Genomic DNA, 24522 nt, shown 5'->3' on the forward strand with positions numbered 1-24522 from the left:
GCCCCGCGGCCCGGTCGGGTCAGCGGGGCTTGCGGGCCTCGATGAGGAAGCGGGTCGTGGTGGCCCTGAACGACCCCTCGCGCTCGATGTGCTCGTGCATGTCCCGGAGCCGGTCCCGGTAGGCCTCCACGGTGAACCCGGGCACCATCCAGACCACCTTGCGCAGGAAGTACACGACCGCGCCGACGTCGAAGAACTCCGTGCGCAGCCGCTCCATGCGCAGGTCGGTCACCTCCAGCCCGGCCGCCCGCGCCCCCTCGCGCGCCTGGTCCGGATGGCGGGAGGCGCGCGTCTCCTCGGGCTGCGGCCCCAGGAAGAACTCCACGACCTCGAAGACGCTCGCCGGGCCCACCTGCTGGGACAGGTAGGTTCCGCCCGGCGCCAGGACCCGGGCGATCTCCTCCCACCACACGGTCACCGGATGGCGGGAGACCACCAGGTCGAAGGCACCGTCCGCGAAGGGCAGCGGCGGCTCGTCCTCGTCGGCGACGACCACGACCCCCAGCGGATGGAGCAGCCGGGTGGCCGCGGCGATGTTGGGCGGCCAGGACTCCGTCGCCACGGTCAGGGGCGGGCGTTCGGGGATCCCCGCCAACACCTCGCCGCCGCCGGTCTGGATGTCGAGCGCGGCGCTCGCGCGGGCCATGTACCCGGCCATGGTGCGTTGATAGCCCCAGGAGGGGCGCTGTTCCGTGGCCCGGCCCTCCAGCCAGGAGAAGTCCCAGCCGTGCGTCGGCTCCGCGTCGGCTTCGGCGACGAGTGCGTCGAAATCGCGTCCCATGGCGGCATCCTCCCCCGGGCGACGCGGCCGGGTCCAGCAGTTTTCCCTCCCCCGGGCGACGGCGCGGGTCCGGCGGCGCGCGAGGATGGTGGACTATGAGAACCCTCGTCCGTCTTGTCGGCCTCGTGGCACCCGCGCCCGCCGTCGCGGCCGGTCTGATCGCCGTGCTGGTCGGGGTGACCAGTTCGGCGGCGATCGTGTTCACCGCGGCCGAGGCCGCCGGTGCCTCCTCCGAGCAGACCGCCTCGTGGATGCTGGCCCTGGGTGTGGGGATGGCGGTGACCTGTGTGGGGCTGTCCCTGCGCCACCGGGCCCCGATCGTGACCGCCTGGTCCACGCCCGGTGCCGCGCTGCTGGCGGTGGGGCTGGACGGGGTGACGATGGCGCAGGCGGTGGGGGCCTTCCTGTTCTCGGCCGCGCTGATCACCCTGAGCGGTGTCACCGGGTGGTTCGAGAGGGTCATGGACCACGTTCCGGTGCCGCTCGCGGCGGGGCTGCTGGCCGGGGTGCTGCTCCAGTTCGGCATGGGGCTGTTCACGAGCATGGAGGACGACTTCGCGGTCGTGTTCACCATGTTCGCGGCGTACCTGCTGAGCCGCCGGTGGCTGCCGCGCTACGCGGTCATCCTGTCCCTGGTCGCGGGCGGCGTCGCCGCGGCGCTGCGCGGAACCCTGGACCTGGGCGGGGTGACCCCGTCGCTGGCCCGGCCGGTGTTCGTGGCGCCCGAGTTCTCCTGGCAGGTGCTGGTGAGCGTGGGGCTGCCGCTGTTCGTGGTGACCATGGCCTCGCAGAACCTGCCGGGGGTCGCGGTACTGCGGGGCGACGGCTACCGGGTGCCGATCTCGCCGGTGATCGGGTGGACCGGGGCGACCAACCTGGTACTGGCGCCGTTCGGGTGCTTCGGGATGAACCTGGCCGCGATCACCGCCGCCATCTGCACGGGACCGCAGGCGCACCCCGACCGCGAGCGCCGCTACCTGGCCGGGGTGTGGGCGGGGGTCTTCTACCTGTGTGTGGGGGTCTTCGGGGCGACGGTGGCGTCGCTGCTGGCCGCACTGCCGCCGCCGCTGATCCTGGGGATCGCCGGGCTGGGCCTGCTCGGAACGATCGGGGGTTCGCTGGCGTCCGCGCTGGGGGACGAGCGCTCCCGGGAGGCCGCGGTGGTGACCTTCCTGGCGACGGCGTCGGGTTTCACCCTGTTCGGTGTGGGATCGGCCTTCTGGGGTCTGCTGGCGGGCGCGCTGACGCTGGCGGTGACCCGTTCCTGGCGCCGGTCGAGGCACACGGCTTCGGGCGGCGGTGCCGGGCAGGACACCGAAGACGCGCGGGAGGCCGACGGGACCGTGGAGGCCGCGGTGGTCGTCCGGGGAGAGGACGGCGGAGCGCGGGAGGCGGCCGGAACACCGGCGGCCCCGACACAGACGGCCGACGGGGCTCACGAGACGGATGGGTCCAAACAGGCCGGAGAAGACGGAACGATCACCGAGGCGCAGGAGCCCGGTGGTCCCGGTGCGGACAGCCGGTCGGGACGCGGTTGAGGGGTCACCGCCCACGGACCGGGGACGGCCACGCGTGTTCCGGCACCGGTCGGCCCGCGTTCGGAAGTCCGGCACCGCCGGCCGGAGAACGGCCACGAGGGGCAGCGCCGGTCGGCCCGCGACAAAAAGGGTTGCCCGCCGGTCGGAGCGCGGCTATAACAGTCATGGCCCCGACCACAGCGGAACCGGGGCCCCGACGACGAGAGGAGGCGGAGCCGTGTTCACCGCAACCACCGCGCTCGCGCCCTCCCGGGGCGGCCTCGACAGCTGAGTCCCCGGAGCGGCGGGGCGCACGCACCGAAGGTGTCGCCTTGACCGTGCACGACCTGACCATCCGTACGATCACCGGATCCGGGGAGCTCGACCTCTTCAACCGGTTCCCCTACCCCCAGAACTCCGAGTTCGCCGACGACCTCGCCCAGGGGCGCCGTCGCCCCTCGTGGATGTGGGTCGCCCTGGACGGCGACCGCCTCCTGGCCCGCCTCTCCTGGTGGTGCCGGGGCGGTGGCACCTCTCCCCTGCTGCTGGACGTCCTGGACGTGGACGACACCGCCCGGGACGTGGACCGCACGGGGATCCTCGAACACCTGCTGCGCACCGCATCGGCGGCGACCCTGCCCGAAGGCCGGACCCCGCCCGAGTACCTGCGCGTCGTCCCCTCCGACTGGCGCGAGGACGCCGACGAGCGCCGCGCCGTGCGGGAGCGCATGGCCGCCGTCGAACGCACCGGCGGATCGCTCCTGGTGGAGCGGCTGCGCTTCGAGTGGACCCCCGGCGTTCCGGCTCCGGGGCCGGGCGACCGCCTCCGGTTCCGGCCGGTCCGGGACGAGGAGGAGATCCTCGGCCTGATGGTCCGGGCCCTGGAAGGCACTCTGGACGCCCACGACCGCGCCGACCTCGCCCACACCACGGCGGAACGGGTGGCCGCCGACAACTGGAACGGGGAGTTCGCCCGGTACACGACGCCGCGCTCCTGGTGGCGGATCGCGACGCTTCCGGACGGCGAGCCGGTCGGCTTCGTCCTGCCCGCCCGCAACGACTACCACCCGATCATCGGCTACATCGCGGTGCTGCCCGAGCACCGCGGCAACGGGTACATCGACGAGGTCCTCGCCGAGGGCACCCGCGTCCTGGCCCGGGAGGGCGCGGACCGTATCCGCGCCGCCACCGACCTGGGCAACATCCCGATGGCGCGGGCCTTCCAGCGGGCGGGCTACGCCACCCTCAGCGGGGTCGTCAACATGACCTGGTAGGTCAGGACCGGCTGCCCGGAGCAGCGCCGCGCCGTGACCCGGGATCCGGGCCACGGCGCGGCGGTGCACGCCCCCGGCCCGGGCCTGGAACCCGCGGTCGGCCCGAGCCCGGACCGCGCCCCGGGACGGGATCCGGGACGGGATCCGGGGCGCGGACGCTCTGGGCGCGGATCCGGCCCGCGGCGCGAGGACTCAGGCCGTGGCGAGGATCCGTCCGGCCTCGGCGACCGCCGAACCCAGGTCCTGGGGGTCGGCGGTCATTCCGGCGACCACGAAGTCGATCTCCTCCAGTTCCGCCATGGACAGCAGTGCCTTGTCGTTGGTGACCCAGACCCCGCGCTCGGCCAGGACCGCGTGCGCGGCCTGCGAGGCGGCCTGGGCGAGGAGGCCCGCGGTCTGGGCGACCCGGCCGTAGGGGGCGTGGTTGTGCTGGGCGTAGGACAGGGTGGCCGCGGCCGTGCCCCGCCAGACGGGCGGTGCGCTCCTGCGCAGCGCCTCGGGGTAGTCGGGCCGGGGCAGGTCCCCGACGAGGACCCGGCCGATGGCGAGTTCGGCGACGACCAGGTAGGTGGGGATACCCGCCAGGTGGAACATGAGCGGTTCCACCCGGAAGCGTCCCCGCCGCGCTTCGGCGAGCTGGTGCTCGACCACGTCCAGGTCGCGGTAGTGCACGTCCACCGCCCGGCCGTCGATCCGCAACCAGGCGCCGCCGTTGAAGACACCGCCTCCCCAGCCGCCGACCTCCGACACCTCCCCCTCCCAGCCGAGATCCCGCAGTGTCTGCGGGTCGAAGTCGCCCCGGTAGTAGACCGCCAGGTCCCAGTCGCTGTCGGGGCGGTGGGTGCCCTGGGCCCGGGAACCGCCGAGGGTAACCGCCTCGACGGCCGGAAGGGCCGCGAGCCGGTCGGCGGTGGCGGACAGGAAGGTCGCGTCGTCATGTGCGGAGATGGACATGGCGACCATCATCGCGGATGACGTATCCGGTCGGCGATGAGGTTTCCGCCGGGCCGGTGGCCAGCGGAGGCAGCGGCCCCGCCGGTCTCACCGAGCACTTCGGCACCCGGTCGTCTCCGCACCGGCACCCGCCTGAGGCCACCACCGCACAGGCCGCGCCGAACGTTCCCGCCTTCCAGTCTTCTCCTCACCGGCACCCGTCGGAGGCCGCCAGCCGAGCGGAGCGGATGTCAGACGTTCCCGGTCGCGCAGGTCACGACGGGCGTTTCCGAACGTGCGGTCATCTCCGCACCGGTTCGGCCTCAGGCTGCTCCGACCGTACGGTTCTGTACGTCCCCCAGCGCAGGAGGCGTTCGGCCGGGCCCCGGACCCCCGCGCGGCGCATGAGGTCGGCCAGGACCACGGTGGCCGACCAGACGGCGACGCCGAGCAGGACGGCGGCGGTCCCGGACAGCCGTGGCCCCAGGTCGAGGGCGTAGGGCGCGAACAGCACGATCCAGCCCACCGACTGCAACAGGTAACAGGTCATGGAGCGCTGGCCGGTGGCGACCAGGGCCCGCACGACGGGCCCTCCGCGGTCACCGAGGCGGACCGCGACCAGCGCGATGAGCGCGGCGTAGCCGAAACCGCCCGCGTAGCCGGTCAGGACGTGCAGCCAGCCCACACCTGCCTTGAGCACGAACTCGGGCACCCACAGCTCGGTGGCCACCAGGGCCTGCGGCAGTCCGCCGACCACGGCCACCGGAATACCGACAAGGGCGACGCGGCGCAGCAGCCCGAGGTGGAGCTCGGGCTGTTCCATGAGGCGGCGGCGGGCCGCCCAGACTCCGACGAGGAAGGGGAACACCGAACTCGCCACGAGCATCGGGGTCATGACCGGCCAGGTGAACAGGCGTGTGACCATGTCGGCCAGCGGGTCCTGGGTGAGGACCCCGCCCGCCTCGGGGTCGGAGAGCGGGAGGCTGTTCATGACCGCGTAGAACAGCGAGCCCAGGGAGGCCCAGGTGAGGGCGTGGGCGAGCAGGCGCCGGTCACCGGCGTGCAGCAGACCCGCGAACATCAGGGCGATGAGCCCGTAGACCGCGACGATGTCGCCGAAGAAGAGCAGGACCGTGTGCAGGAGCCCGATCAGCACCATCCACCGGCCGCGTCGGCGCACCAGTGAGCGCACCCACGGCTCCGGACGCCCCTCGGCGGTGCGGCGCAGGTGGATCCAGGCGAGCCCGTAGCCGAACAGCGCCGCGAACATGGGGTACCCGCGCGCCTCGGCGAACAGCATCAGCAGGGCGGTGGAGGCGGCGTCGAGGAGGCCGCCCGAGGCGGAGCCCTGACCCGCGGTGGCCATCACCCAGACGATGTGCGCGTGCACGACGGCGATGACCAGCAGCATCACCCCGCGTGCCAGGTCGGGCGCCAGGGAGCGCCGGTCGAGTGCCACGCCCCCGGTCGGAGGCGGCGGGGAGGGGGGAAGGGACATACTGAACTCCGATCACACGGAAGGGGATAGTATTGGATACGGACGCGTATCCAATCCCCTTCTAAGATACGCCATCGTAGCTTAGTTGGGAAGAGCATGGTTGACCGGGAGCGGCCGCGGGTCGACGACGAGGCGCGGGAGACGGCGCCGGACACGCGGGAGGAGGCGCCCCGGGCCACGCGCAGACGCGGGCGGGAGCTGCTGAACGCCATCCACGAGGCGGTCATCCTGGAGGCCGCGGACGTCGGTGTCGCCCGCCTGTCCATGGAGGGGGTCGCCCGCAGGGCGGGCACGGCCAAGACCTCGCTGTACCGGCGCTGGCCCACGCCGGGGGACATCCTGCTGGACGCGATGTACCACACCTACCCGCAGGAGGTCCCCACTCCGGGCGCCGACGACCTGCGCGGGGACCTCGTCAGGGCCCTCATGCTCCTGCGCGACACCATGAACCGGTCCCTGGGGCAGGCGATGTTCTCCGTGGTCGCCGAGGCCAGGCACCACCCCGAGCTCTACGACCGGTTCGTGCGGGAGGTCTTCGACTCCCGTGGGGGGCGCTTCACCCGCACCGTCCTCGAGCACTACGTCGACCACGGCAGGCTCGACCCCTCCCGCGTCACCTCCGTCACCGTCGACATCGGTGAGGCCATGCTCATCAAGTACGCGATGGACCACCAGGGGCCGCCCGACGGGGAGTACGTGGAGAGGATCGTGGACGAGGTGATCCTGCCCGTCCTCGGCCTGGATCCGCGCGCCGCCTCCCCCGCCGCTCCGGAGGAGCGCTCTTCCGCGCCCTCGGACGGTTAGCGCACGCGGCGGCCCGGAGTTCCGCCGACGGGCGCGTCGCCGACGGCGGGCCCGGACCGGGCCGCCCGGCGGAAGCCGCCGGTAGCGCGAACCGCTGGGACCAGGGCGCGCGGTGGGACAGGCCGGTGGTGCCGTCCGTGCCGTAAACCGCTGGGAACCGGGCGGGTGACGGGGCTAGGGTGCGGGGCATGCGCATCCCTCCGTCCGTGGACGCCGCCCGCGCCGAGGAACTCGACGTGGGGCTCTCCGGAGCCCGCGTGGCCCGGCTGTTCGACGCCCGGGACCGGCCCTTCGCGGTGCTCAAGTCGGTGGACGCCGACCGCCCCGACCTGGTGGCCGAACTCCTGGGCCAGGAGCGGCGCCTGCGCTGGCTGGCCGGACGGGGGCTGCCGGTGCCGCACGTGCTGGACTCGGGCGCCTGGGCGGGGCTGCGCTGGCTGACCATGAGCCACCTGGACGGGCGCGCCGCCCACGAGCCCTGGCCCGCCGGGGACCGGTCACGGGTGGTCGACCTGCTCGCCCGGGCCGCCCGCGCGCTGCACCGCGTTCCGGCCGCGGGGTGCCCCTTCGACATGACGCTGTCCGCCCAGCTCGAACGGGCGCGGGAGCGGGTCGCCTCCGGGCTGGTGGAACGCTCCTGGGCCGCCGCGGGCAAGGAGGGGCCGCCCGCCGCCGAGGTGCTCTCCGGGCTGGCCGACCTGGCGCGCGCCCTGGGCCCGGGACGGACCGCGCTGCTCCACGGCGACTACTGCCTGCCCAACGTGCTGCTCGACACCGGCTCCGTGCGCGGCGGTGCGGCACGCGCACACCGGTCCGCGGGCGGGGGCATCGGTCCCGCACGGCCGGACGGTCCCCCGCCCGCCGGGGACGGCCGAGCGGACGGCTGGGCCCTGGTGGACCTGGGGCGGGCCGGGCTGGGGGACCCCCACGCGGACCTGGCCGACATGGTGGGCAGCCTGCTCAGTCCGATGAACCCGCAGTTCGGGCCGCGGGACGCCGAACGGTTCCTGGACGCCTACGGGCGGGAGGACGTCGACCCCGAACGGCTGCGGCTGTGCGCCGGGGTCGGCTCCTTCTTCTGGCCCGTGTGAGGGCCCCGGCCGGAGCGGCCGGGGCACGTGACGGCGCCGTGCCCTCCCCCTACCGTGGACCGCCGTCACCGTTGCCGTGGCCGTGGTCCGCGTTGCGCTCACCGGCGCGGGATCCGGCCTCGCCCAGGCGCCGGTGCCGTCGCTGGATCCTGCGCGCCCTGGTGGCCAGCGGCGCCTTGCGTTCGCGCTGGAGGCCCGACCCCTCCGCGAACTCGGCGTGCAGCGAGCGCACGAGCCCCACCATCATGAAGAAGCCGATCACGAAGAAGGGCAGCCCGAACACGATGATCGTCTGTTGCAGGGCGTCCAGGCCGCCCACACCGGAGGCGGTGAGCACGGTCGCGGCGACGACGCCTTCGGTGATCCCCCAGAACACCCGCTGCCGGGTGGGGTTGTCGCTCTTGCCGGAGCAGAGCATGTCCACCACCAGAGAGGCCGAGTCCGAGGAGGTGGTGAAGAAGATGATGACGATGAGGATGGCCACCACCGACACGAACGTGGTCAGTGGGAAGTGCTCCAGGAAGGCGAACAGGGAGCCGGGGATGTCCTCCTGCGTGACCACCTCGTCCACCAGGCCGCCGCCCTGGTTGCGTTCGATGTCGAAGGCGGACAGGCCGAACACGCTGAACCACACGACGCTGAACGCGGTGGGCGCGGCCAGCACGCCGAGGATGAACTCCCGGATGGTCCGGCCCCTGGAGATGCGGGCGATGAAGATGCCGACGAAGGGCGACCAGGTGATGGTCCACGCCCAGTAGAAGACGGTCCAGGAGCCCTGCCAGCCGGTGTTGGCGAAGGTGTCGTTCCAGAACGACAGCGGGACCAGCATCTCCAGGTAGACGCCGGTGGTCTCGATGATCCCCTTGGCCAGGTAGAGCGTCGAGCCGGCGAGGAAGACGAAGACCAGCAGCCCCACGGCCATGTAGATGTTGATCGTGGACAGCCACTTGATGCCGACGTCGAGGCCGGTGGCCACGGAGATCACGGCGACGGTGGTGACGATCGCGATGAGGATCAGCTGGCTGACGCGGCTCTCCTCCAGGCCGAACAGGGTGTTGAGGCCGCTGTTCATCTGGAGGGTGCCCAGGCCGATGGTGACGGCGACGCCGAACAGCGTTCCCAGGACCGCGACGATGTCGATGGTCCGCCCGATGGGGCCGTTGATCCGGTCCCCGAGGAAGGGCTGGAAGACCGAGCTGACCCGGAAGGGCAGGCCCTTGCGGTACACGAAGTAGGCGAAGGCGAGCCCGGGCAGGCAGAAGATCGTCCAGGTGTGCAGGCCGAAGTGGTAGAGCGTGAAGCCCATCGCCTCCTCGGCCGCCTCGACGGTCTGCGGGTCGACCCCGGAGCGCGGCGGCTCGGCGTAGTGGCTGATGGGTTCGGCCACGCCCCAGAACATCAGGATGCTGCCGATGCCGGCGGCGAACAGCATGGCGAACCAGATGGGGTTGCTGTAGTCGGGCGTGCTCTCCGGCGGTCCCAGTCGTACGCGCCCGAACCTGCTGAACGCGATCCAGATCAGGAAGACGAGGAAGGTGGTCACACCGAGGACGTAGAACCATCCGAGGTTGGTGAGGATCCAGCCGGAGGTGGTTCCGAAGACGGCGTCCACCGTGTCGGTGAAGAAGATCGCGGACACCACGAAAACGATGGTCAACGCGGCGGACACGAAGAAGATCGCCGGGTTCGTCTCGAGCCCCAGCCTTTGCGCCAGCTTTTGGAACATGCCGATTGCTTTCTGGTGATTCGGGGACGTTCGTCGAGGGACAAGGGCCCGTCAGCCCGCACCGACCTCGGGCAAGGATACGTCCTTGGGGCGGGGTTCCCTGTTTATCCTTCCTTTTGCGGAGAGTCGGGAACGTCCTTACCCGCCACCATTAGCAACACACCGAAAACTCGCTGTTTAAATATGCCGAAAGCCACATTAGGCATGTTCTTGGAGGTTTGAGTACGCTACGCGGGCTTTCGCGCGGATACGTACCACCCCGTCACCGCACACGGGAACCGCGGGGAGAAGACCCGGAACGTCGGCCTGGAGCGGGCCGGGCGACGCCTGCGAACCACGCGTCGCGGCGCTCTCCGCCCCCGCGCGGAAGGGGTCGGGGCGCTGGGAAGAGGAGGGCGGGCCCTCCGACGGGCTCCGCCCCCGCACGGAGGGGTCAGGCGTCGAGTGCGCCCAGCAGCTCGCGCACGCGCTCCGGCTGCTCGTACAGCGACAGGTGCCCCGCGCCCTCGATGGTGTGGACGTCGGTGTCGAGGAACCGGCGGGCCGGGCCGTGCAGGCGCGCGGGCGAGAAGAACGGGTCGTGCGACCCGGTCGCGACGGCGACCGGGGTGTGGGCCCAGGCGCGGAAGTGCTCCGCCGGCAACGGGCTGGGGGTGGACCCCGCGCGGCAGTACCGGGCCACCAGGGTCAGCCACTCGGCCTCGGCCCGGTGCTTCTCGCACTCGGTGGCGGGGCCGCTGAGGAACTCCACCAGGCGCCCGCTGGTCTGCTCGTTGGGGTGGATCATCCACGGCAGGGTGGCGCGCATGGACTCGGAGCTGACCCCGGCCGCGGTCAGGCCGGCCGGGTTGAGCAGCAGGATCCCGGCGACCAGCGGGGACGGCGTGGAGGCGAGCGCGATGGCGGCGCCGCGCGAGTGCCCCAGCACGAGGACGGGCCGGTCGGTGATCTGGGGCAGGAGCTCGTCGAGCCACGCGCCGTAGGTCTCGATCCTGGCGCCGCCGACCCTCTGGCTGCAGCTCAGGCCCGGCTGCCCGGGCAGGTCGACCAGCAGCACCGGCCGGTCCGCGGACAGCGCGCGGGCCGCGGGCACCGTGGCGGCCGCGTTGAAGTTGGTACCCGAGAGCACCAGCACCGGGGTGCCGGGGCCGCCCGCGGAGCGGAAGGCCTGCGTGCTGCCCAGACGGGTCTCCACGGGCGGGAGGGGTCCGAGTTCGGGCCACTGGCTCAGGGCTTTGTGACACCAGGCGTGCACGGAGCGCTCGGCGCTGTCGGAGCGGTACACGCGCGCGGTGCGGTGCGGGACGACGGTCATGATCTGCTTCGCCTAAGAGGAGACTGGCCGCCGTCCTTGCTTGTCGGCGCGCCAAGAGAGGACTGTACGCCTCCGTTCGGCACCACGCCACTCGGGGGCGCTCGGAGTGTCCGAACAGACACGCGAATGAGATCCGCACTCGGCACGTGGTGTCCCCGGTTGAGCCGTTCGCCCTGGTCTGAGGGTTTTCGTCCACCCCTTCCCAGCCGTGTCCGGCCCCGCTCCCCCGCCCCCGCGGGGGTGTTCCCGGACCGGGCACCGGCCCGGGAACACGCCGGTCAGCCGACCGTGGCGGGGTCCGAGCCGATCCGGCCGCCCCGGTCGAGAGCCGAGACCCGGTCCATGTCCTCGGCGGACAGCTCGAAGCCGAACACGTCGAAGTTCTCGCGGATCCGGGACGGGGTCACCGACTTGGGGATCACGACGTTGCCGAGCTGGAGGTGCCAGCGCAGCACGACCTGCGCCGCCGACCTGCCGTGCTTCTCGCCGAGGGCGGTCAGCTCCGGGTCCTCCAGCAGCCCCTTGCCCTGGCCCAGCGGGCTCCAGGCCTCGGTGAGGAGGCCGTGGCGGGCGTTGACGGCCCGCATGGCCTCCTGCGAGAAGTAGGGGTGCAGCTCGATCTGGTTGAGGACCGGGACGACGTCGGTCTCCGCGACCAGGCGGTCCAGGGTCTGCTCGGTGAAGTTGGACACGCCGATGGACCTGGCGCGGCCCTCGGCGTGGATGCGCTCCATCGCCTTCCAGCTCTCGACGTAGGCGTCCTGCCTGGGGCAGGGCCAGTGGATCAGGTACAGGTCCACGTAGTCCAGGCCGAGGCGGTCCAGGCTGGCGTCGAAGGCCTTGAGGGTGCTGTCGTATCCCTGCTCCTCGTTCCACAGCTTGGTGGTGACGAACAGCTCCTCGCGGGCGATGCCCGACTCGGCCAGGGCCCGGCCCGTGCCCCGCTCGTTGTCGTAGATCCTGGCGGTGTCGATGCTGCGGTACCCGGTCTCCAGGGCGGTCGCGACCGCGGCCTGGGCCTCGTCGTCGGGAACCTGCCAGACGCCGAACCCGAGTTGGGGCATGGTGAGGCCGTTGTTCAGCGTGACGTGCTGCATGAGCGCCCTTCTGTCGTGGCGGATTCGTTGTTCCTCGTGGGGTGGTCCCCCATGGTGGCCACCTGGAGTGCACTCCAGGCAAGCGGTTCAGGGTGTGAGGTGGACCAGCATCTTGCCCGTGTTGGCGCCCCGCATCATGCCGAGGAAGGCCCGCACGGCGTTGTCGATGCCGTCCACGACGGTCTGCTCGCTGCGCAGCCTGCCGTCGACGATCCACCCCGAGGCGCGCTCGGCGTACTCCTTCATCAGGTGGCCGTGGTCTCCGGCGATGAACCCGCGCAGGGTGAGGCGCTTGCCGACGGCCAGGAAGAGGTTGTCGGGACCGGGCTCGGGCTTGGTGGCGTTGTACTGGGAGATCGCCCCGCACAGGGCGATCCGGCCGTGGTCGCGCATCGCGGCGATGGCGGCCCTCAGGTGGTCGCCGCCGACGTTGTCGAAGTAGACGTCGATCCCCTCGGGCGCGGCCTCGGCGAGCTGCTCCTCCAGGCGTCCCTCGCGGTAGTCGATGGCGGCGTCGAAGCCGAAGTCCTCCAGGAGGCGGCGCTTCTTCTCCGGACCGCCAGCGGAGCCGACCACCCGGGACGCGCCCAGCTGGCGGGCGATCTGGCCGGCGGCGGAGCCGACCGCGCCCGCGGCGCCGGAGACGAACACCACGTCGCCCTCGCGCACCGGGGCGATCTCGGTCAGGCCCGCGTAGGCGGTGAGGCCGATCATGCCCAGCACGCCGAGGTAGGCCTCGGCGGGCGCCAGGGAGGCGTCCACCGCGCGCACGGACTCCGCGGGCAGCAGCGCGTACTCGCGCCATCCGGCCGAGTGCAGGACGGTGGTGCCCACGGGGACGTCGTCGCTGCCGGAGGCGGTGACCACGCCCACGGCGCCGCCGTCCATCGGCTCGCCGAGCCGGAACGGGGGGACGTAGGACTTGGCGTCGTTCATGCGGCCGCGCATGTACGGGTCCACGGACATCCAGTCGTTGCGCACCAGGACCTGTCCGGGACCGGGGTCGGCGACGGTGGTCTCCACGAGGGAGAAGTCGGTGGGCTCGGGCTCGCCGACGGGACGGGCCACCAGGTGGACCTCCCTGCTGGTGACGGACATGACGTGACCTCCGTGACTTCGCTGGGTGTTGGCGCGGTGACCCGCGGACCGAACAGACACTAGTCCGACCACCCATTCACCGACCAATAAAATCGGCGAGGTGAGCTATAGGAATGTCAATGGTTCGGGCACGGCGGCCGATCCGCGGCCCGGCGGGCCGCTCGATCTTCAGCAGTTGAGGACCTTCCTGGCGGTGCACCGGTCGGGGTCCTTCACCGCCGCCGCGCAGTTGCTGCGGCTGTCGCAGCCCACGGTCACCACCCAGATCCGTTCCCTGGAGCGGCGGCTCGGACACCCCCTCTTCGAGCGGCTGCCCCGGGGGGTGGCCCCGACCGCCGAGGCCAACGACCTGGCCGCACGCGTGGCCGGGCCCCTGGACGCGCTGGAGGTGGTCGCCGGGCGCGACGGCGGCGGCGCGTCCGCGTCGCCCGCGCCGCTGCGCGTGGCGGGCCCCGCCGAGGCGCTGCACGCGCTGGTGCTGCCCGCGCTCGCGCCCCTGGTGGAGGGCGGCGTACGGCTGCGCGTGCGCACCGGTCCGGCCGAGGACCTGCTGGAGGAGCTGCGCCGGGACCGGCACGACCTGGTGGTGTCCGCGGTGCGGCCGCGGGGGCGGACCCTGGTCGCCGAACCCCTCGCCGACGAGGAGTTCGTGCTGGTGGCGTCGCCGGCGTGGGCGGACCGGATCGGCCGCGACCGGCTCCTGCGCCAGGGCGCCTCCGCGCTGTGCGCGGTCCCGCTGGTGGCCCACGACGACGAGCTGTCGGTCCTGCGCCGCTACTGGCGTCAGGTGTTCGGGGTGCGGCTGACGTGTGCGCCCGCGGTCACCGCACCCGACCTGCGCGGGGTGATGTCGGCCGTCACGGCGGGGGCGGGGGTGACGGTGCTGCCGCGCCACCTGTGCCGGGAGGCGCTGGCCGAGGGGCGCCTGGTGGCGCTCCTGGCCCCGGAGGAGCCGCCGGTCACCACGCTGTACCTGGTACGGCGCCCGGGGGTGGCGGACAACCCGTGCCTGGAGGAGGTGCACCGGCGCCTGGTGGCGGCCGCCCGCGCCTGCTGAGGGGCCGCCCGGGGGCTCGGTGCCGCCGGGGTCGGGTACGCCGGCGCCCCGAACCCGTGCCGCGGTGGTGTAGTCCTGACCCGTGGAGGGCGGACGGCGGCGTCCGCTCCGGAGAGGACGGCGATGGAACGCGTAGAGGCACCGGGAAGCGGCACGGAACCGGCGGACGGCGAGGCCTCCGGGACCCCTGACCGCTCCCCCGCGGTGACCGTCATGGTCGCGCTGGCCGCCGCGGGGTTCGCGGTGTTCGCCCTGCTGCGGGTCCCGGGCCTGGAACGGGGCTGGCCCCTGGTGCCCGCGCTGGCCTTCACGCCCTACGTGCTGGCCGCCGCGCCGCTGGCGGCGGTGGTGGCCGGGCTGCTGCGGCGCTGGGGGTCCATGGCGGTCCTGACCGCGGTGACGTTGGCGCTGGCCGCCGTGGTCGTGCCCCGCGCGGTGCCGTTCGGCGTGACCTCGGCGGGTGGTCCGGTCGTGCGGATCATGACCCTGAACACGCTCGGCGGCGGCGCCGACGCGGCGCGGGTGGTGTCGCTGGCGCGCGACCGGGAGGTGGACGTGCTCACCCTCCAGGAGGTCACCCCCGACCTGGTGCGCGAGCTGTCCGCCGCCGGGCTGGACGACCTGCTGCCGCACGCCGTCGACCGCTCCGACCCCCGGGGCGTGCACGGGAGCACCGTCCACTCGGCCTTCCCGCTCACCGACACCGGCGGCGGGGAGGCGGGCCACGACACGTTCGCGATGCCGACCGCCGTCGTGCGGCTGCCCGAGGACGGCGACGGCGACGGGGAGGACGACGTGCTGGAGGTGACGTCGGTGCACGTTCCGCCTCCGCTGTCCCCCGCCTACACCGGCTCCTGGCACGGGGTGCTGGAGGGCCTGGCCGAGGTGGGCGACCCGGACACGATGCGGGTCCTGGCCGGGGACTTCAACGCCACGCTCGACCACGCGGCGCTGCGCGAGGTCCTGGACGCGGGGTACCTGAGCTCGGCCGCGGTCCTGGGTGAGGGGCTGGAGCCCACGTGGCCGGTGGGGCGGGCGGTGCCGGGCCTGGCCATCGACCACGTGCTGGTGCACCCCCGGATGGGCGTCGACGGCCTGGAGGTCGTGGAGGTGACCGGCACCGACCACAGGGCGGTGCTGGTCGAGGTGTCCCTGCCCTCGCCCCGGTAGGCGTCCCGGCGTCCCGGCGTCCCGGCGTCCCGGCGTCCCGGCGAGGACGGTACGGGAATAGCCTGGCCCGTCCTCGCCCTCACACCGGCGGCACCGTCTACCGTCACTCCATGAGCGAGTTGACCGAACCGATCACGGGAACGCCCCTCCAGGTGGTCCTGCCCGACGAGTCCGCGCGGATGTCCCCGAGAACCCTCGTCGAACTGGGGGTCCGCGCCGAGGAGCTGGGTGCGGACGCGGTGTGGCTGCCCGACCACCTGCTGCCGCCCGCGCCGTACGGCCGCACCTTCGGCGGCGTGTACGAGCCGCTGGTGACCCTGGCCCACCTGGCGGCCCTGACCCGGCGGATCCGGCTGGGCACGTCGGTGCTGGTGGCACCGATGCGCGACCCGTTCGTGCTGGCGAAGCAGGTGGCGACCCTGGACGCCCTGTCCGAGGGGCGCTTCGTGCTGGGTGTGGGGACCGGCTGGTCGCGCGAGGAGTTCGAGGCCGTGGGGTCGGACTTCGCCACGCGCGGCGCCCGGACCGACGAGACGCTGCGGTTGCTGCGGCACCTGTTCGAGGGCGAGGGGCCGTTCGAGGGGCGTTTCCACTCCTACGAGCGCGGGGTGTTCGCGCCCCGTCCGGCGCGGCGCGTACCCGTGATGGTGGGCGGCACGTCCGACCGGGCGCTGCGGCGGGCCGCCGAGTGGGCCGACGCGTGGCAGGGCGTGGGACTGGACACGGCGGGGTTCGTGGAGGCCCGGAACCGGCTGCGGGAGCTGACCCCGCGGCCGGTGCGCGCGGGAACGCGGATCGCCTGGGCCGGGGGCGAGGAGGAGTTCGAACACGCCGTCGGGCTGTTCCGGGAGCTGACCGCCGCCGGAGCGGACGCGGTGGCGGTGTGGTTCGGCGACGCGGAGGGCTTCGGCGATCGGATGGAGCGGTTCGCGGCGGCGCTGCGCTGACAGAGGGCACCGGGCCGGGCGACGACGCCGCGCCGACCGGCGGTGCCGGGCCGGTGCGGCGTTCCTACTTCTGCCCGCCGAAGAGCCCGCGGCCTCCGTACTTCTTGTGGATGGCCTGCTTGGACACGCCGAGTACCCCGGCGATCTCGGCCCAGGTGGAGCCGCGGTTGCGGGCGCGGCGGACGAGGACGGCCTCGATCCGCTCCATCTCCCTGCGCAGCCGGACGGTGGCGTCCAGACCCACCAGCGGGTCGTCGGCTCCGGTGGTGCGGGCGAGGGCGGTCAGCTGTTCGGCGTCCATGGGTCAACTGTAATTGACATGCCCGTGGTGGCACACCCGTCTCCGGGCGCGTCCTCGTCGGGCAGGCGGAAGGCGGCCGGTTGCCGTGCCGGATCCGGCCGGTCCCCGCTCCCGACGGTCCGGCGGTCGCGGATGGCACCCTGGAGTGCCTGACGAGGACCGGACGAGGGAGTGACGTGGGCGGCTACGACGAGGCGACCGTGCTGTTCGACCTGGACGGCGTGCTGGTGGACTCCACCGCGAGCATCCGCGCGGGACTGACCGCGTGGGCCGTGGAACGCGGCCTGGACGTCGGCGCGGTGCTCGAACACCACCACGGGCGGACCGACGTGGACCTGGCCCGCCTCTTCGCCCCGCACCTGGACCCGCTGGCCGAGGCGCCACGGATCGAGGACCACGAGGCCGCCGCCGGGGACGGCGTCCGGGGCGTGCCCGGCGCACGCGAACTCCTGACCGAACTCGACGCGCACGGACGCCCCTGGGCGATCGTCACGTCCGGGAGCGACCGGATCGCGCGTTCGCGGATCGCGACGGCGGGGCTGCCCCTCCCCCGCGTGCTGGTGACCGCCGACCAGGTGGCCCGGGGCAAGCCCCACCCGGCCCCGTACCTGCTGGGCGCCGAGCGCATGGGGGTCGCCCCCGGGCGGTGCGTGGTGGTGGAGGACTCCGTGAGCGGCGTCCGCTCCGGACTGGACGCGGGGATGCCCGTGGTGGCCGTGGCCTCCACGACCGACCCCGGGGACCTCGCGCACGCGACCACCGTGGTGGCGGACCTCGAAGCCGTGGCCGCTCTGCTGTTCCCGTAAGCTCCGCCCCGGACCGACCCCGCCCGCGACGCGGGCGAGCGCTCCGGGGAGCCGGACCTCCGCTCCCCCGGAACCGCTCGGGCGGGGTCCTGACGACCGCGTCCGGCCGCGCCCGAACGCCTGACGACGAACGGAGCACCCTTGAACGAGGGCATCACCATCGACCGGGCCCGCGCCGAGGACGTGGCGGCGATCGTCGCCATGCTCGCCGACGACGAGCTGGGCGCCCGGCGCGAGGACCCCGGGGACCTGGCCCCCTACCTGGCGGCCTTCGGGGTGATCGACGCCGACCCGCACCAGTTCCTGGCGGTGGCCCGCCGCGGGGTCCGGGTGGTGGGAACCCTCCAGCTGACGTTCCTGCCGGGCCTGTCCCACCGGGGCGCCACCCGCGCCCAGGTGGAGGCGGTGCGGGTGCGCTCCGACGTGCGCGGCGGCGGCCTGGGCACGGACCTGCTGGTCTGGGCCGAGGAGGAGGCCCGCCGCCGGGGAGCCGCCATGCTCCAGCTGACCTCGGACGCCTCGCGAGAGGACGCCCACCGCTTCTACGAGCGGTTGGGGTACACCGCCTCCCACGTCGGCTTCAAGAAGCGGCTCGACTGACCGGACGCGGGACCGGGTGGGCGATCACCCGTCACGCCACAGACCGGCCAGGTCCCCTTCGTCGAAACCGTGCCGACGGGCCGTACCGTCCATGTCGCGCCGTGGGAGCGGGGGGAGCGTGTCCGCGCGCGCGGCGACGAGCGTGGTGAGGGCCGTCCGAGCGCGCTCCTCACCGGTGTCGCGGCACGTGTGCGGCCCGGTACGCGGACGGGCTCGCGCCCGTGTGGTTCTTGAACGCGGAGCTGAACGCGAACGCGCTCCCGTAGCCCACCCGGGCGGCCACGGCCTCCAGGCCAAGCCCCGGGCTGGCGGTGAGCAGGTCGCAGGCCACCGTCAGCCGCCAGGTGCGCAGGTAGGTCATCGGAGGGGTGCCCACGGCCCGCTGGAAGCGCGCGGCCAGAGTGGCGCGGGAGACCGCGCACTCCCCCGCCAGGGCCTCCAGGGTCCAGGGTTCGGCGACGCGCTCGTGGACCAGTTCCAGCGCCCGCGCGACGACGGGGTCGCTGCGGGCGGTGAGCCAGTTGGGCGCGCTGTCGGGGTTGTCCTCCAGCCAGGCGCGCACCGCCATCACCAGCAGACAGTCCAGGAGCCGGTCGTTGAGGCTGGTCTGGGCGACGTGGCCGGTGGTGATCTCGCGGGCGAGCAGCTCCACCAGGGCGGGGTCGACCCGGCCCTCGGGGAGCACCGCCAGCGACGGCAGCGCGGTCAGGGCGAGGCGTCCGACCTCGCTGTCGTCGAGGTAGGCGCCCACGACCATGGTGTCGGTGCCGTCGGGGTCGTTTCCCCAGGTGCCGACGCCGTGGCTCATGGACACGTGGACCTCCGCGCCGTCGCGGGCCACGCACCGCCCACCCGGCAGTGCGGTGACGGTGGGCTCCCGGCCCGGGCTGTCGGCGATCACGTAGGGCTCCGGGCCCCGCACGAGCACCAGGTCGCCGGGACCGGCCTCGGCCTCCTCCCCGCGCGCCGCCACCCAGGAGTGCCCGGAGGTGACCACGACCAGGGTGAGCGCGGCCTCGTCACGGATGTCGATGCCCCAGGGCGGACTCATGACGGTGCGCAGGGTGAAGGCGCCGCGCGCGCGTGGCCCGTCCAGGAGGTGCACGAGGGGGTCCATGGCCTCACCCTAGTGACGCGGACGGGAGGGCGGCGACCTCCCGCCGGACAGGCGGGGTGCCCTCCGGAACGGCGCCGACCGTCCGCCCGGTCAGGTCCGCTCCGGAGCCCTCCGGACCGTTCCGGGGCGCGGGCCGGGGAAGGAGGGGGGACGGAGCGGGGGACGGGGGTGGAGCCCGGGAACGGCGGGAACCGCGCCGGATTTCAGACGAACGCTTATGCACACCAGCTTTCTGGCTATGTTCCGTCCGGCCTGCGACTGGTGGACTGGGAGACATGACCACACAACACGTCCTCGTCACCGGCGGCACCGGCATGACCGGCCGCCGCGTCACCCGCCTGCTGCGCGAGCGCGGCGCCGACGTCCGGGTCGGCTCCCGCTCCGGCCGGCCCCGCTTCGACTGGCACGAACCCGCCACCTGGGACGCCGTCCTGGAGGGGGTCGCCTCCGTCTACCTGTGCTACCACCCAGACCTGGCCTTCCCCGGGGCCAGCGAGACCGTCGCCGCGTTCGCCTCCCGCGCCGCCCGGAGCGGCGTACGGCGCGCGGTGCTGCTGTCCGGCCGCGGAGAGGAGGGGGCCGAGCGCGCGGAACACGCCGTGCGCGCCGTGTTCCCCGGCCTGACCGTGCTGCGCTGCTCGGTCTTCGCGCAGGACTTCTCCGAGAGCTTCCTGCTCGGGCCGGTCCTGGAGGGCACCGTGGCCCTGCCCGTGCCGGACGTGTCCGAGCCGTTCGTCGACCTCGACGACGTCGCCGAGATCGCGGCCCGGGCGCTGACGGAGGACGGGCACGGCGGTGAGCTGTACGAGCTGACCGGCCCCCGGTCCCTGACGTTCACCGAGGCCGCCCGCCTGATCGGCGAGGCCGCCGGGTATCCCGTCGTCTGCCGCCATGTCCCGCCGGAGGAGTTCGTCGCCGGGGCGGTCGCCGCGGGGCTGCCCGCGGAGGTGGCCCACGGTCTGACCGAGCTGTTCGGCGAGATCCTGGACGGCCGCAACTCCGAGCCCGTCGACGGGGTGGAGAAGGCGCTGGGCCGCCCGGCCTCGGACTTCACCGGGTACGTCCGCCGGGCCGGGGCCGCCGGGGCCTGGAAACGCTGAGCGCGTGGGGGCCGGACGCGGCCGTGGAGTTCGGGGCGGGCGTCGAAGGCGGCGCCCCTCACTCGGCGGGCAGATGGTCCTGGCGCACGGCGTTGACACCCGCCTGGAACCGGCTCTTCGCGCCCAGACGCACCATGATCTCCGACGCGAACCTGCGGGCGGTACGGGGGGAGACGCCCAGTCTCCGCGAGATCACCTCGTCCGTGTGCCCCTCGGCGAGCAGGCGCAGCGTCTCGGTCTGCTGGGGCGTCATCCCGTGATCGGTGTCCCTGTTCTGTACGGGCCCCAGCTCACGCGCCTCACGCCAGACGGCCTCGAAGAGCGAGCACAGCGCCGCGACCAGGCCCGGCGTCCTGATCAGGACCGCTCCCTTGGCCGTGTCCTGATCGTCCGCGGCGACGAGGGCGACGCTGCGGTCGCAGACGATCATCCGCGTGGGCAGTGTCGGCGCGGTGCGCACCTGAGCCCCGAGTTCCACGAGGCTCTTGGCGTGGGCCACGCTGCCCGGGTCGTTGGTCAGGCTGTCCAGGTACACGGTCCGCATGCGCACGCCCCTGTCGAGGAGCCTGCGGTTGAGGGGCCGCGCCGCCTTGATGTTCTCCGCGGTCTGCGATCCGCCCGGGGCGAAGGTCAGGAATTCCTCCCGGACCTGCTCGTTGAGCATGCGCAGATTGTCCCGGACCTGTTCCAGGCCCCAGATCACCGTCGGTTCCGATTCCCCGGTCGTGGTGGAACCGCTGTCGGAGAACTGGGCGATCAACTCCATGGCCACCGTCCGGCTCTCCTCCAGACGCTGTTGCTGTCTGGCCAGTTCAGCCTGCTGGTGGGAGAGCAGGAGTTGCATTCCCAGCTCCGGGTTGACCGCGTGCAGTCGCCCGCTCGCCTGGTTCGAGGGCCGGACCAGCGTCAGCTCGTTCAGCAGGTCCAGGGCCCGGCGAATCCGGCCCTCGGAGAGGTCGAGCCCGACCGCGAGTTCGGCCACCCCGTCGTCGGGATGGGAGAGCATACGCCGGTAGACCGCCTCGGCCACGGGTTCGATACCAAGACCGCCCAACTCCGCTTCCCACCCTCGTGAACGCCGCCACGTCCCCATTGGCGGCCGTTTCCAGAACCAATGTTCTTATATCACAAGAAAGGCGATCCTGTACATTTATCCGACGAATGAGAGAATTCGGGTGTTTTGTTGTTAGATAATACTTATTGTGTAGTTCAGAATCGGAAACGGGGCGGCCGGGAACGCATTACCGCTCGGCCGCCCTCCGCCGCAGGTAGCGCGCCCAGTTCACCGCTACGCCGCCGACCGCGGCCAGACACGCCGCGAGGATGAGCGAGGACAGGATCCACTCCCGGGAGCCGTCGGGGCCGTAGACACGGTTGGAGGCCCCCGCGTCCACGGAGGGGATCCGCTCGCCCTCCCGGCAGGTGTCGCGCCCGGCCGCGTGCAGGTAGACCCCGCGCGGCTCCCCTCCCCCGGCACTGGTGAAGGTGCCGTTGCAGGTGCACGACTCGTGCCCGGGGTGCTGGACGCACGTGAGGCTCGACGCGACGAACACACCCGGTACGCCCTCACCGCGAGCCGCGCGCAGCCCCTGTTCCAGTCCGGAGAACCCCACGTAGGCCACCATGGCGACGAGGACCAGCAGGACGACGGAGAACTGCGGTGACGGTCGCCGGGGACTCCCGGCGGCGCGCCCTGGGCCGAACCCGCCGCCGTCCGGACGGGTGTCGTCGGAACCGGTGACGCCGTGGTCGCCGTCGGAGGTCTCGGCGCCACCGCGGATGTCATCGTCACTCGTACCGGTGTCCCTCATGTCGGTCACGCCCTCTCCCCCGCCTCGTCACGGTCCCGCGCGGGCTCCTCGCCCGTGCCGTCCTCGCGGACCTCCTCGTCCGTGCCGCGCGGCAGGCTGAAGGCCAGCAGCCCGGCGACGGCGCACAGGGCGGCGGCCATCAGCCACACCGGGCCGTAGCTTCCGCCCACGTCACGGGTGAAGCCGCCGAAGACCGCCATCGCCCCCGCGCCGACCTGGTGGACGGCGTTGACCCATCCGAAGACGATGGCCCCGTCGGCACCGAAGATCCGACGGCACAGCAGGATGGTCGGGGGCACCGTCGCGACGTCGAGCAGGCCGAACACCACGACGAAGGTCACCATCGCCGCCCCGGCGTTCGGACCGAACAGCACGGGCAGCGCGGCCAGCAGGGCGCCCCGCCCCACGTAGTAGACGACCAGGAGCGCACGCGGGTCCACCCGGTCGGTGAGCCACCCGGACAGGATCGTTCCCACCAGGGAGAACACACCGATCGTCGACACCAGCGCCGCGGCGACCGTGACAGCCATCCCGTGGTCCTGCGCGGCGGGCACGAAGTGGGTCCAGATGATGCCGTTGGTGGTCGCGCCGCACACGGCGAAGGTCCCCGCCAGGATCCAGAACCGGCGGCTGCGTACCGAGGAGAACAGGACCTCCACGGTTCGGCGCGCCGCCCCCCGGTCCGCCCGGGGCCGCTCCACGAAGACCGGGGAGCCGTAGGGGCGCTGCCCCAGGTCGGCCGGGTGGTCACGGAGCACCAGGGCGATGAGGACGATCATCACGCCCGCCGTCATCGCCAGGGTCACGAGGGCCGGACGCCATCCCTGGTTCTCGACGATCCAGGCCAGAGCGGGCAGGAACACCATCTGTCCGAAGGCGCTGGCCCCGGTCAGGGTGCCGATGACCAGCCCGCGGCGTTCGACGAACCAATTGTTGGTCACGGTGGCGGCGAACGTCATCGCCAGGGAGCCGGTACCCGCGCCGATGAGCATCCCCCAGTAGAGGGTGAGCTGCCAGGCGGTGGTCATGACGGTGGTCAGTCCGGCGCCTGCCACGACGGCCCCCAGAGCCACCAGGGCGACGCGGCGGATGCCGAAGCGGTCCATCAGCGCGGCGGCGAACGGGGCGATCAGACCGTAGACGACCATGTTGACCGAGGCCGCCACGCCGATCGTTCCCCGGGGCCACCCGTACTCGGCGTGCAGGGGATCGGTCAGGATCCCGGGCATAGCGGCGAAGGCCGCCGCGGCCACGATGGTCAGGCACGAGACCAGTGCGATCGACCACGCGCGGTGGAACGGGGCACGTGCGGGCTTCCCCACGGAAGCGGTGTTCTCAACCATGGCCCCAGCCTCCTCCGCGGGCCCCTCCCCCGAAAGTGACCTGAAAGCCAATATGCGCAAGAATCAGGCCATGAGGATTTTCTCGCGCCCCGACCGCCACCGCGTGGCCGTCCTGGTCCGGCACGGCCTGCTGCCCATCGAGTCGGGCATCGTCCACCGCCTGTTCGGACAGGCCCGCGGCGCCGACGGGGAACTGCTCTACGAGGTCGTCACCTGCGCGCTGGAGCCGGGGGAGGTCAGCACAGACACCGACTTCACGATCAACGTGGCCCACGGACCGGAGGCCCTCGACGAGGCGGACACGGTGGTCCTGCCCGCCGCCGACGAGGACTACGGCGAACGGCCGCACGCTCCCCTCGCGCCGGCTCTGGCCGCAGCCGTGGCGCGCATCCCGCCGACCGCGCGCGTGGCCTCGATCTGCACCGGGGCGTTCGTACTCGCCGCGGCCGGGCTCCTGGACGGGTGCCGCGTGACCACCCACTGGAAGTCCGCCGGATACTTCCGTGCCATGTACCCGGGCATCGACCTGAACCCGGACGTGCTCTACACCGACAACGGACGTGTGCTGACCGCCGCCGGGGTCGCCTCGGGCATCGACCTGGCCCTGCACATGATCCGTGTCGACCACGGCGCCGCCGTGGCCAACGAGGTGGCGCGCAGCACCGTCGTCCCGCCCCACCGCGACGGCGGCCAGGCCCAGTACATCCGCCGTCCCGTTCCCGCGCCGGAGCGGTCGGCGACGGGCCGGGCGCGCGCCTGGGCGCTGGAACACCTCCACCTCCAGCCGAGCCTGCGGGAGATGGCCCTCAAGGAGTCCATGAGCGTGCGCACCTTCACCCGCCGCTTCCGCGACGAGGTGGGGCTCTCACCCGGCCAGTGGATCGCCCAGCAGCGCCTGGACCGGGCCCGGCAGCTGCTGGAGGAGTCGGACCTGCCGGTGGACGCGGTCGCGCGCGAGGCGGGGTTCGGGACGGCGGCGTCGCTGCGCCAGCACATGCACGACGGGCTGGGGGTGTCGCCCAGCGCCTACCGGCGCACCTTCCGGGGCACCACGCCCGCGGCCTGACCGGGCGGCGGCGCCACCGCGCCGACACCGCGCGCACGAGCACCGGGACGGCGGGGGAGGACCCCGCCGT

23 protein-coding genes are annotated in these 24522 nt (G+C 73.1%); 11 read left to right on the forward strand and 12 right to left on the reverse strand.

From position 1 onward, the window contains the following. Positions 1-19: 19 nt before the first annotated feature. Positions 20-781, reverse strand: a complete 762-nt coding sequence (locus tag EV372_RS03880) for a class I SAM-dependent methyltransferase (RefSeq protein WP_130394881.1) — start codon at positions 779-781, stop codon at positions 20-22. Positions 782-876: 95 nt separating this feature from the next. Between EV372_RS03880 and EV372_RS03885 the strand changes: the two genes are divergently transcribed. Together EV372_RS03885 and EV372_RS03890 are read left to right on the forward strand one after the other, a co-directional pair. After that, the gene (locus tag EV372_RS03885; protein WP_130394882.1) at positions 877-2319 is read left to right on the forward strand and encodes a benzoate/H(+) symporter BenE family transporter; all 1443 of its coding nucleotides are present in this window, start codon (positions 877-879) and stop codon (positions 2317-2319) included. Between the two features lie 311 nt (positions 2320-2630). Then, positions 2631-3572, forward strand: coding sequence for a GNAT family N-acetyltransferase (locus EV372_RS03890; RefSeq protein WP_130394883.1), 942 nt, complete (start codon positions 2631-2633; stop codon positions 3570-3572). Positions 3573-3764: 192 nt separating this feature from the next. Here the strand turns inward: EV372_RS03890 and EV372_RS03895 are convergent, their stop codons facing one another. Beyond that, the gene (locus tag EV372_RS03895) at positions 3765-4538 is read right to left on the reverse strand and encodes a nucleotidyltransferase domain-containing protein (RefSeq protein ID WP_130394884.1); all 774 of its coding nucleotides are present in this window, start codon (positions 4536-4538) and stop codon (positions 3765-3767) included. Between the two features lie 268 nt (positions 4539-4806). After that, positions 4807-6003 carry a DUF418 domain-containing protein gene (locus EV372_RS03900; RefSeq protein ID WP_130394885.1) on the reverse strand — a complete coding sequence of 399 codons (1197 nt, stop codon included), beginning with the start codon at positions 6001-6003 and terminating at the stop codon, positions 4807-4809. A gap of 96 nt (positions 6004-6099) precedes the next feature. Here EV372_RS03900 and EV372_RS03905 point away from each other — a divergent pair, with 96 nt between their 5' ends. After that, positions 6100-6807 carry a TetR/AcrR family transcriptional regulator gene (locus EV372_RS03905; protein WP_130394886.1) on the forward strand — a complete coding sequence of 236 codons (708 nt, stop codon included), beginning with the start codon at positions 6100-6102 and terminating at the stop codon, positions 6805-6807. Positions 6808-6995: 188 nt separating this feature from the next. After that, the gene (locus EV372_RS03910) at positions 6996-7898 is read left to right on the forward strand and encodes an aminoglycoside 3'-phosphotransferase (protein WP_130394887.1); all 903 of its coding nucleotides are present in this window, start codon (positions 6996-6998) and stop codon (positions 7896-7898) included. Positions 7899-7947: 49 nt separating this feature from the next. On the opposite strand, the gene EV372_RS03915 is transcribed toward EV372_RS03910, so the two are convergent. The 4 genes from EV372_RS03915 to EV372_RS03930 all read right to left on the reverse strand — a co-directional run bounded on the left by EV372_RS03915 (position 7948) and on the right by EV372_RS03930 (position 13134). Then, positions 7948-9624, reverse strand: a complete 1677-nt coding sequence (locus tag EV372_RS03915) for a BCCT family transporter (RefSeq protein ID WP_130394888.1) — start codon at positions 9622-9624, stop codon at positions 7948-7950. 433 nt (positions 9625-10057) lie between these two features. Beyond that, positions 10058-10939: an alpha/beta fold hydrolase gene (locus EV372_RS03920; RefSeq protein WP_130394889.1), complete on the reverse strand. Its 882-nt coding sequence runs from the start codon at positions 10937-10939 to the stop codon at positions 10058-10060. 278 nt (positions 10940-11217) lie between these two features. Continuing rightward, on the reverse strand, positions 11218-12036 hold the full coding sequence (locus EV372_RS03925; protein WP_130394890.1) for an aldo/keto reductase: 819 nt from the start codon (positions 12034-12036) through the stop codon (positions 11218-11220). 87 nt (positions 12037-12123) lie between these two features. Next, entirely contained in the window at positions 12124-13134 is a 1011-nt protein-coding gene (locus EV372_RS03930) for an MDR family NADP-dependent oxidoreductase (protein WP_130394891.1), read from the reverse strand. Between the two features lie 100 nt (positions 13135-13234). Between EV372_RS03930 and EV372_RS03935 the strand changes: the two genes are divergently transcribed. From EV372_RS03935 to EV372_RS03945, 3 genes are all read left to right on the forward strand, one after another. Beyond that, a complete protein-coding gene (locus EV372_RS03935; protein ID WP_253794779.1) occupies positions 13235-14191 on the forward strand; it encodes a LysR family transcriptional regulator in 957 nt (318 codons plus the stop codon). 123 nt (positions 14192-14314) lie between these two features. Next, positions 14315-15361, forward strand: coding sequence for an endonuclease/exonuclease/phosphatase family protein (locus EV372_RS03940; RefSeq protein ID WP_130394892.1), 1047 nt, complete (start codon positions 14315-14317; stop codon positions 15359-15361). A gap of 110 nt (positions 15362-15471) precedes the next feature. After that, positions 15472-16308 (forward strand): TIGR03619 family F420-dependent LLM class oxidoreductase, encoded by an 837-nt coding sequence (locus EV372_RS03945; RefSeq protein WP_130394893.1) that lies wholly within the window; start codon positions 15472-15474, stop codon positions 16306-16308. Positions 16309-16372: 64 nt separating this feature from the next. On the opposite strand, the gene EV372_RS03950 is transcribed toward EV372_RS03945, so the two are convergent. Then, a complete protein-coding gene (locus tag EV372_RS03950) occupies positions 16373-16609 on the reverse strand; it encodes a hypothetical protein (RefSeq protein WP_130394894.1) in 237 nt (78 codons plus the stop codon). 176 nt (positions 16610-16785) lie between these two features. Between EV372_RS03950 and EV372_RS03955 the strand changes: the two genes are divergently transcribed. Together EV372_RS03955 and EV372_RS03960 are read left to right on the forward strand one after the other, a co-directional pair. Beyond that, positions 16786-17415: an HAD-IA family hydrolase gene (locus tag EV372_RS03955; RefSeq protein ID WP_094804453.1), complete on the forward strand. Its 630-nt coding sequence runs from the start codon at positions 16786-16788 to the stop codon at positions 17413-17415. A gap of 141 nt (positions 17416-17556) precedes the next feature. After that, positions 17557-18015: a GNAT family N-acetyltransferase gene (locus EV372_RS03960; RefSeq protein WP_130394895.1), complete on the forward strand. Its 459-nt coding sequence runs from the start codon at positions 17557-17559 to the stop codon at positions 18013-18015. Positions 18016-18184: 169 nt separating this feature from the next. Here EV372_RS03960 and EV372_RS03965 read toward each other — a convergent pair whose 3' ends face one another. After that, the gene (locus EV372_RS03965; protein WP_130394896.1) at positions 18185-19132 is read right to left on the reverse strand and encodes an AraC family transcriptional regulator; all 948 of its coding nucleotides are present in this window, start codon (positions 19130-19132) and stop codon (positions 18185-18187) included. 275 nt (positions 19133-19407) lie between these two features. On the opposite strand from EV372_RS03965, the gene EV372_RS03970 reads away from it, so the two are divergent. Then, a complete protein-coding gene (locus EV372_RS03970) occupies positions 19408-20232 on the forward strand; it encodes an NAD-dependent epimerase/dehydratase family protein (RefSeq protein ID WP_130394897.1) in 825 nt (274 codons plus the stop codon). A gap of 58 nt (positions 20233-20290) precedes the next feature. On the opposite strand, the gene EV372_RS03975 is transcribed toward EV372_RS03970, so the two are convergent. The 3 genes from EV372_RS03975 to EV372_RS03985 form a co-directional block, all read right to left on the reverse strand. Continuing rightward, positions 20291-21286 carry a LuxR C-terminal-related transcriptional regulator gene (locus tag EV372_RS03975; RefSeq protein ID WP_486484094.1) on the reverse strand — a complete coding sequence of 332 codons (996 nt, stop codon included), beginning with the start codon at positions 21284-21286 and terminating at the stop codon, positions 20291-20293. Positions 21287-21473: 187 nt separating this feature from the next. Beyond that, positions 21474-22043: a hypothetical protein gene (locus tag EV372_RS03980; RefSeq protein WP_130398744.1), complete on the reverse strand. Its 570-nt coding sequence runs from the start codon at positions 22041-22043 to the stop codon at positions 21474-21476. Between the two features lie 5 nt (positions 22044-22048). Further along, positions 22049-23386: an MFS transporter gene (locus EV372_RS03985; RefSeq protein ID WP_130394898.1), complete on the reverse strand. Its 1338-nt coding sequence runs from the start codon at positions 23384-23386 to the stop codon at positions 22049-22051. A gap of 70 nt (positions 23387-23456) precedes the next feature. Here EV372_RS03985 and EV372_RS03990 point away from each other — a divergent pair, with 70 nt between their 5' ends. Then, positions 23457-24452, forward strand: a complete 996-nt coding sequence (locus tag EV372_RS03990) for a GlxA family transcriptional regulator (RefSeq protein WP_130394899.1) — start codon at positions 23457-23459, stop codon at positions 24450-24452. Positions 24453-24522 lie beyond the last annotated feature (70 nt).

The sequence above is a fragment of the Nocardiopsis sp. CNZ308 genome (genome assembly GCF_004217075.1).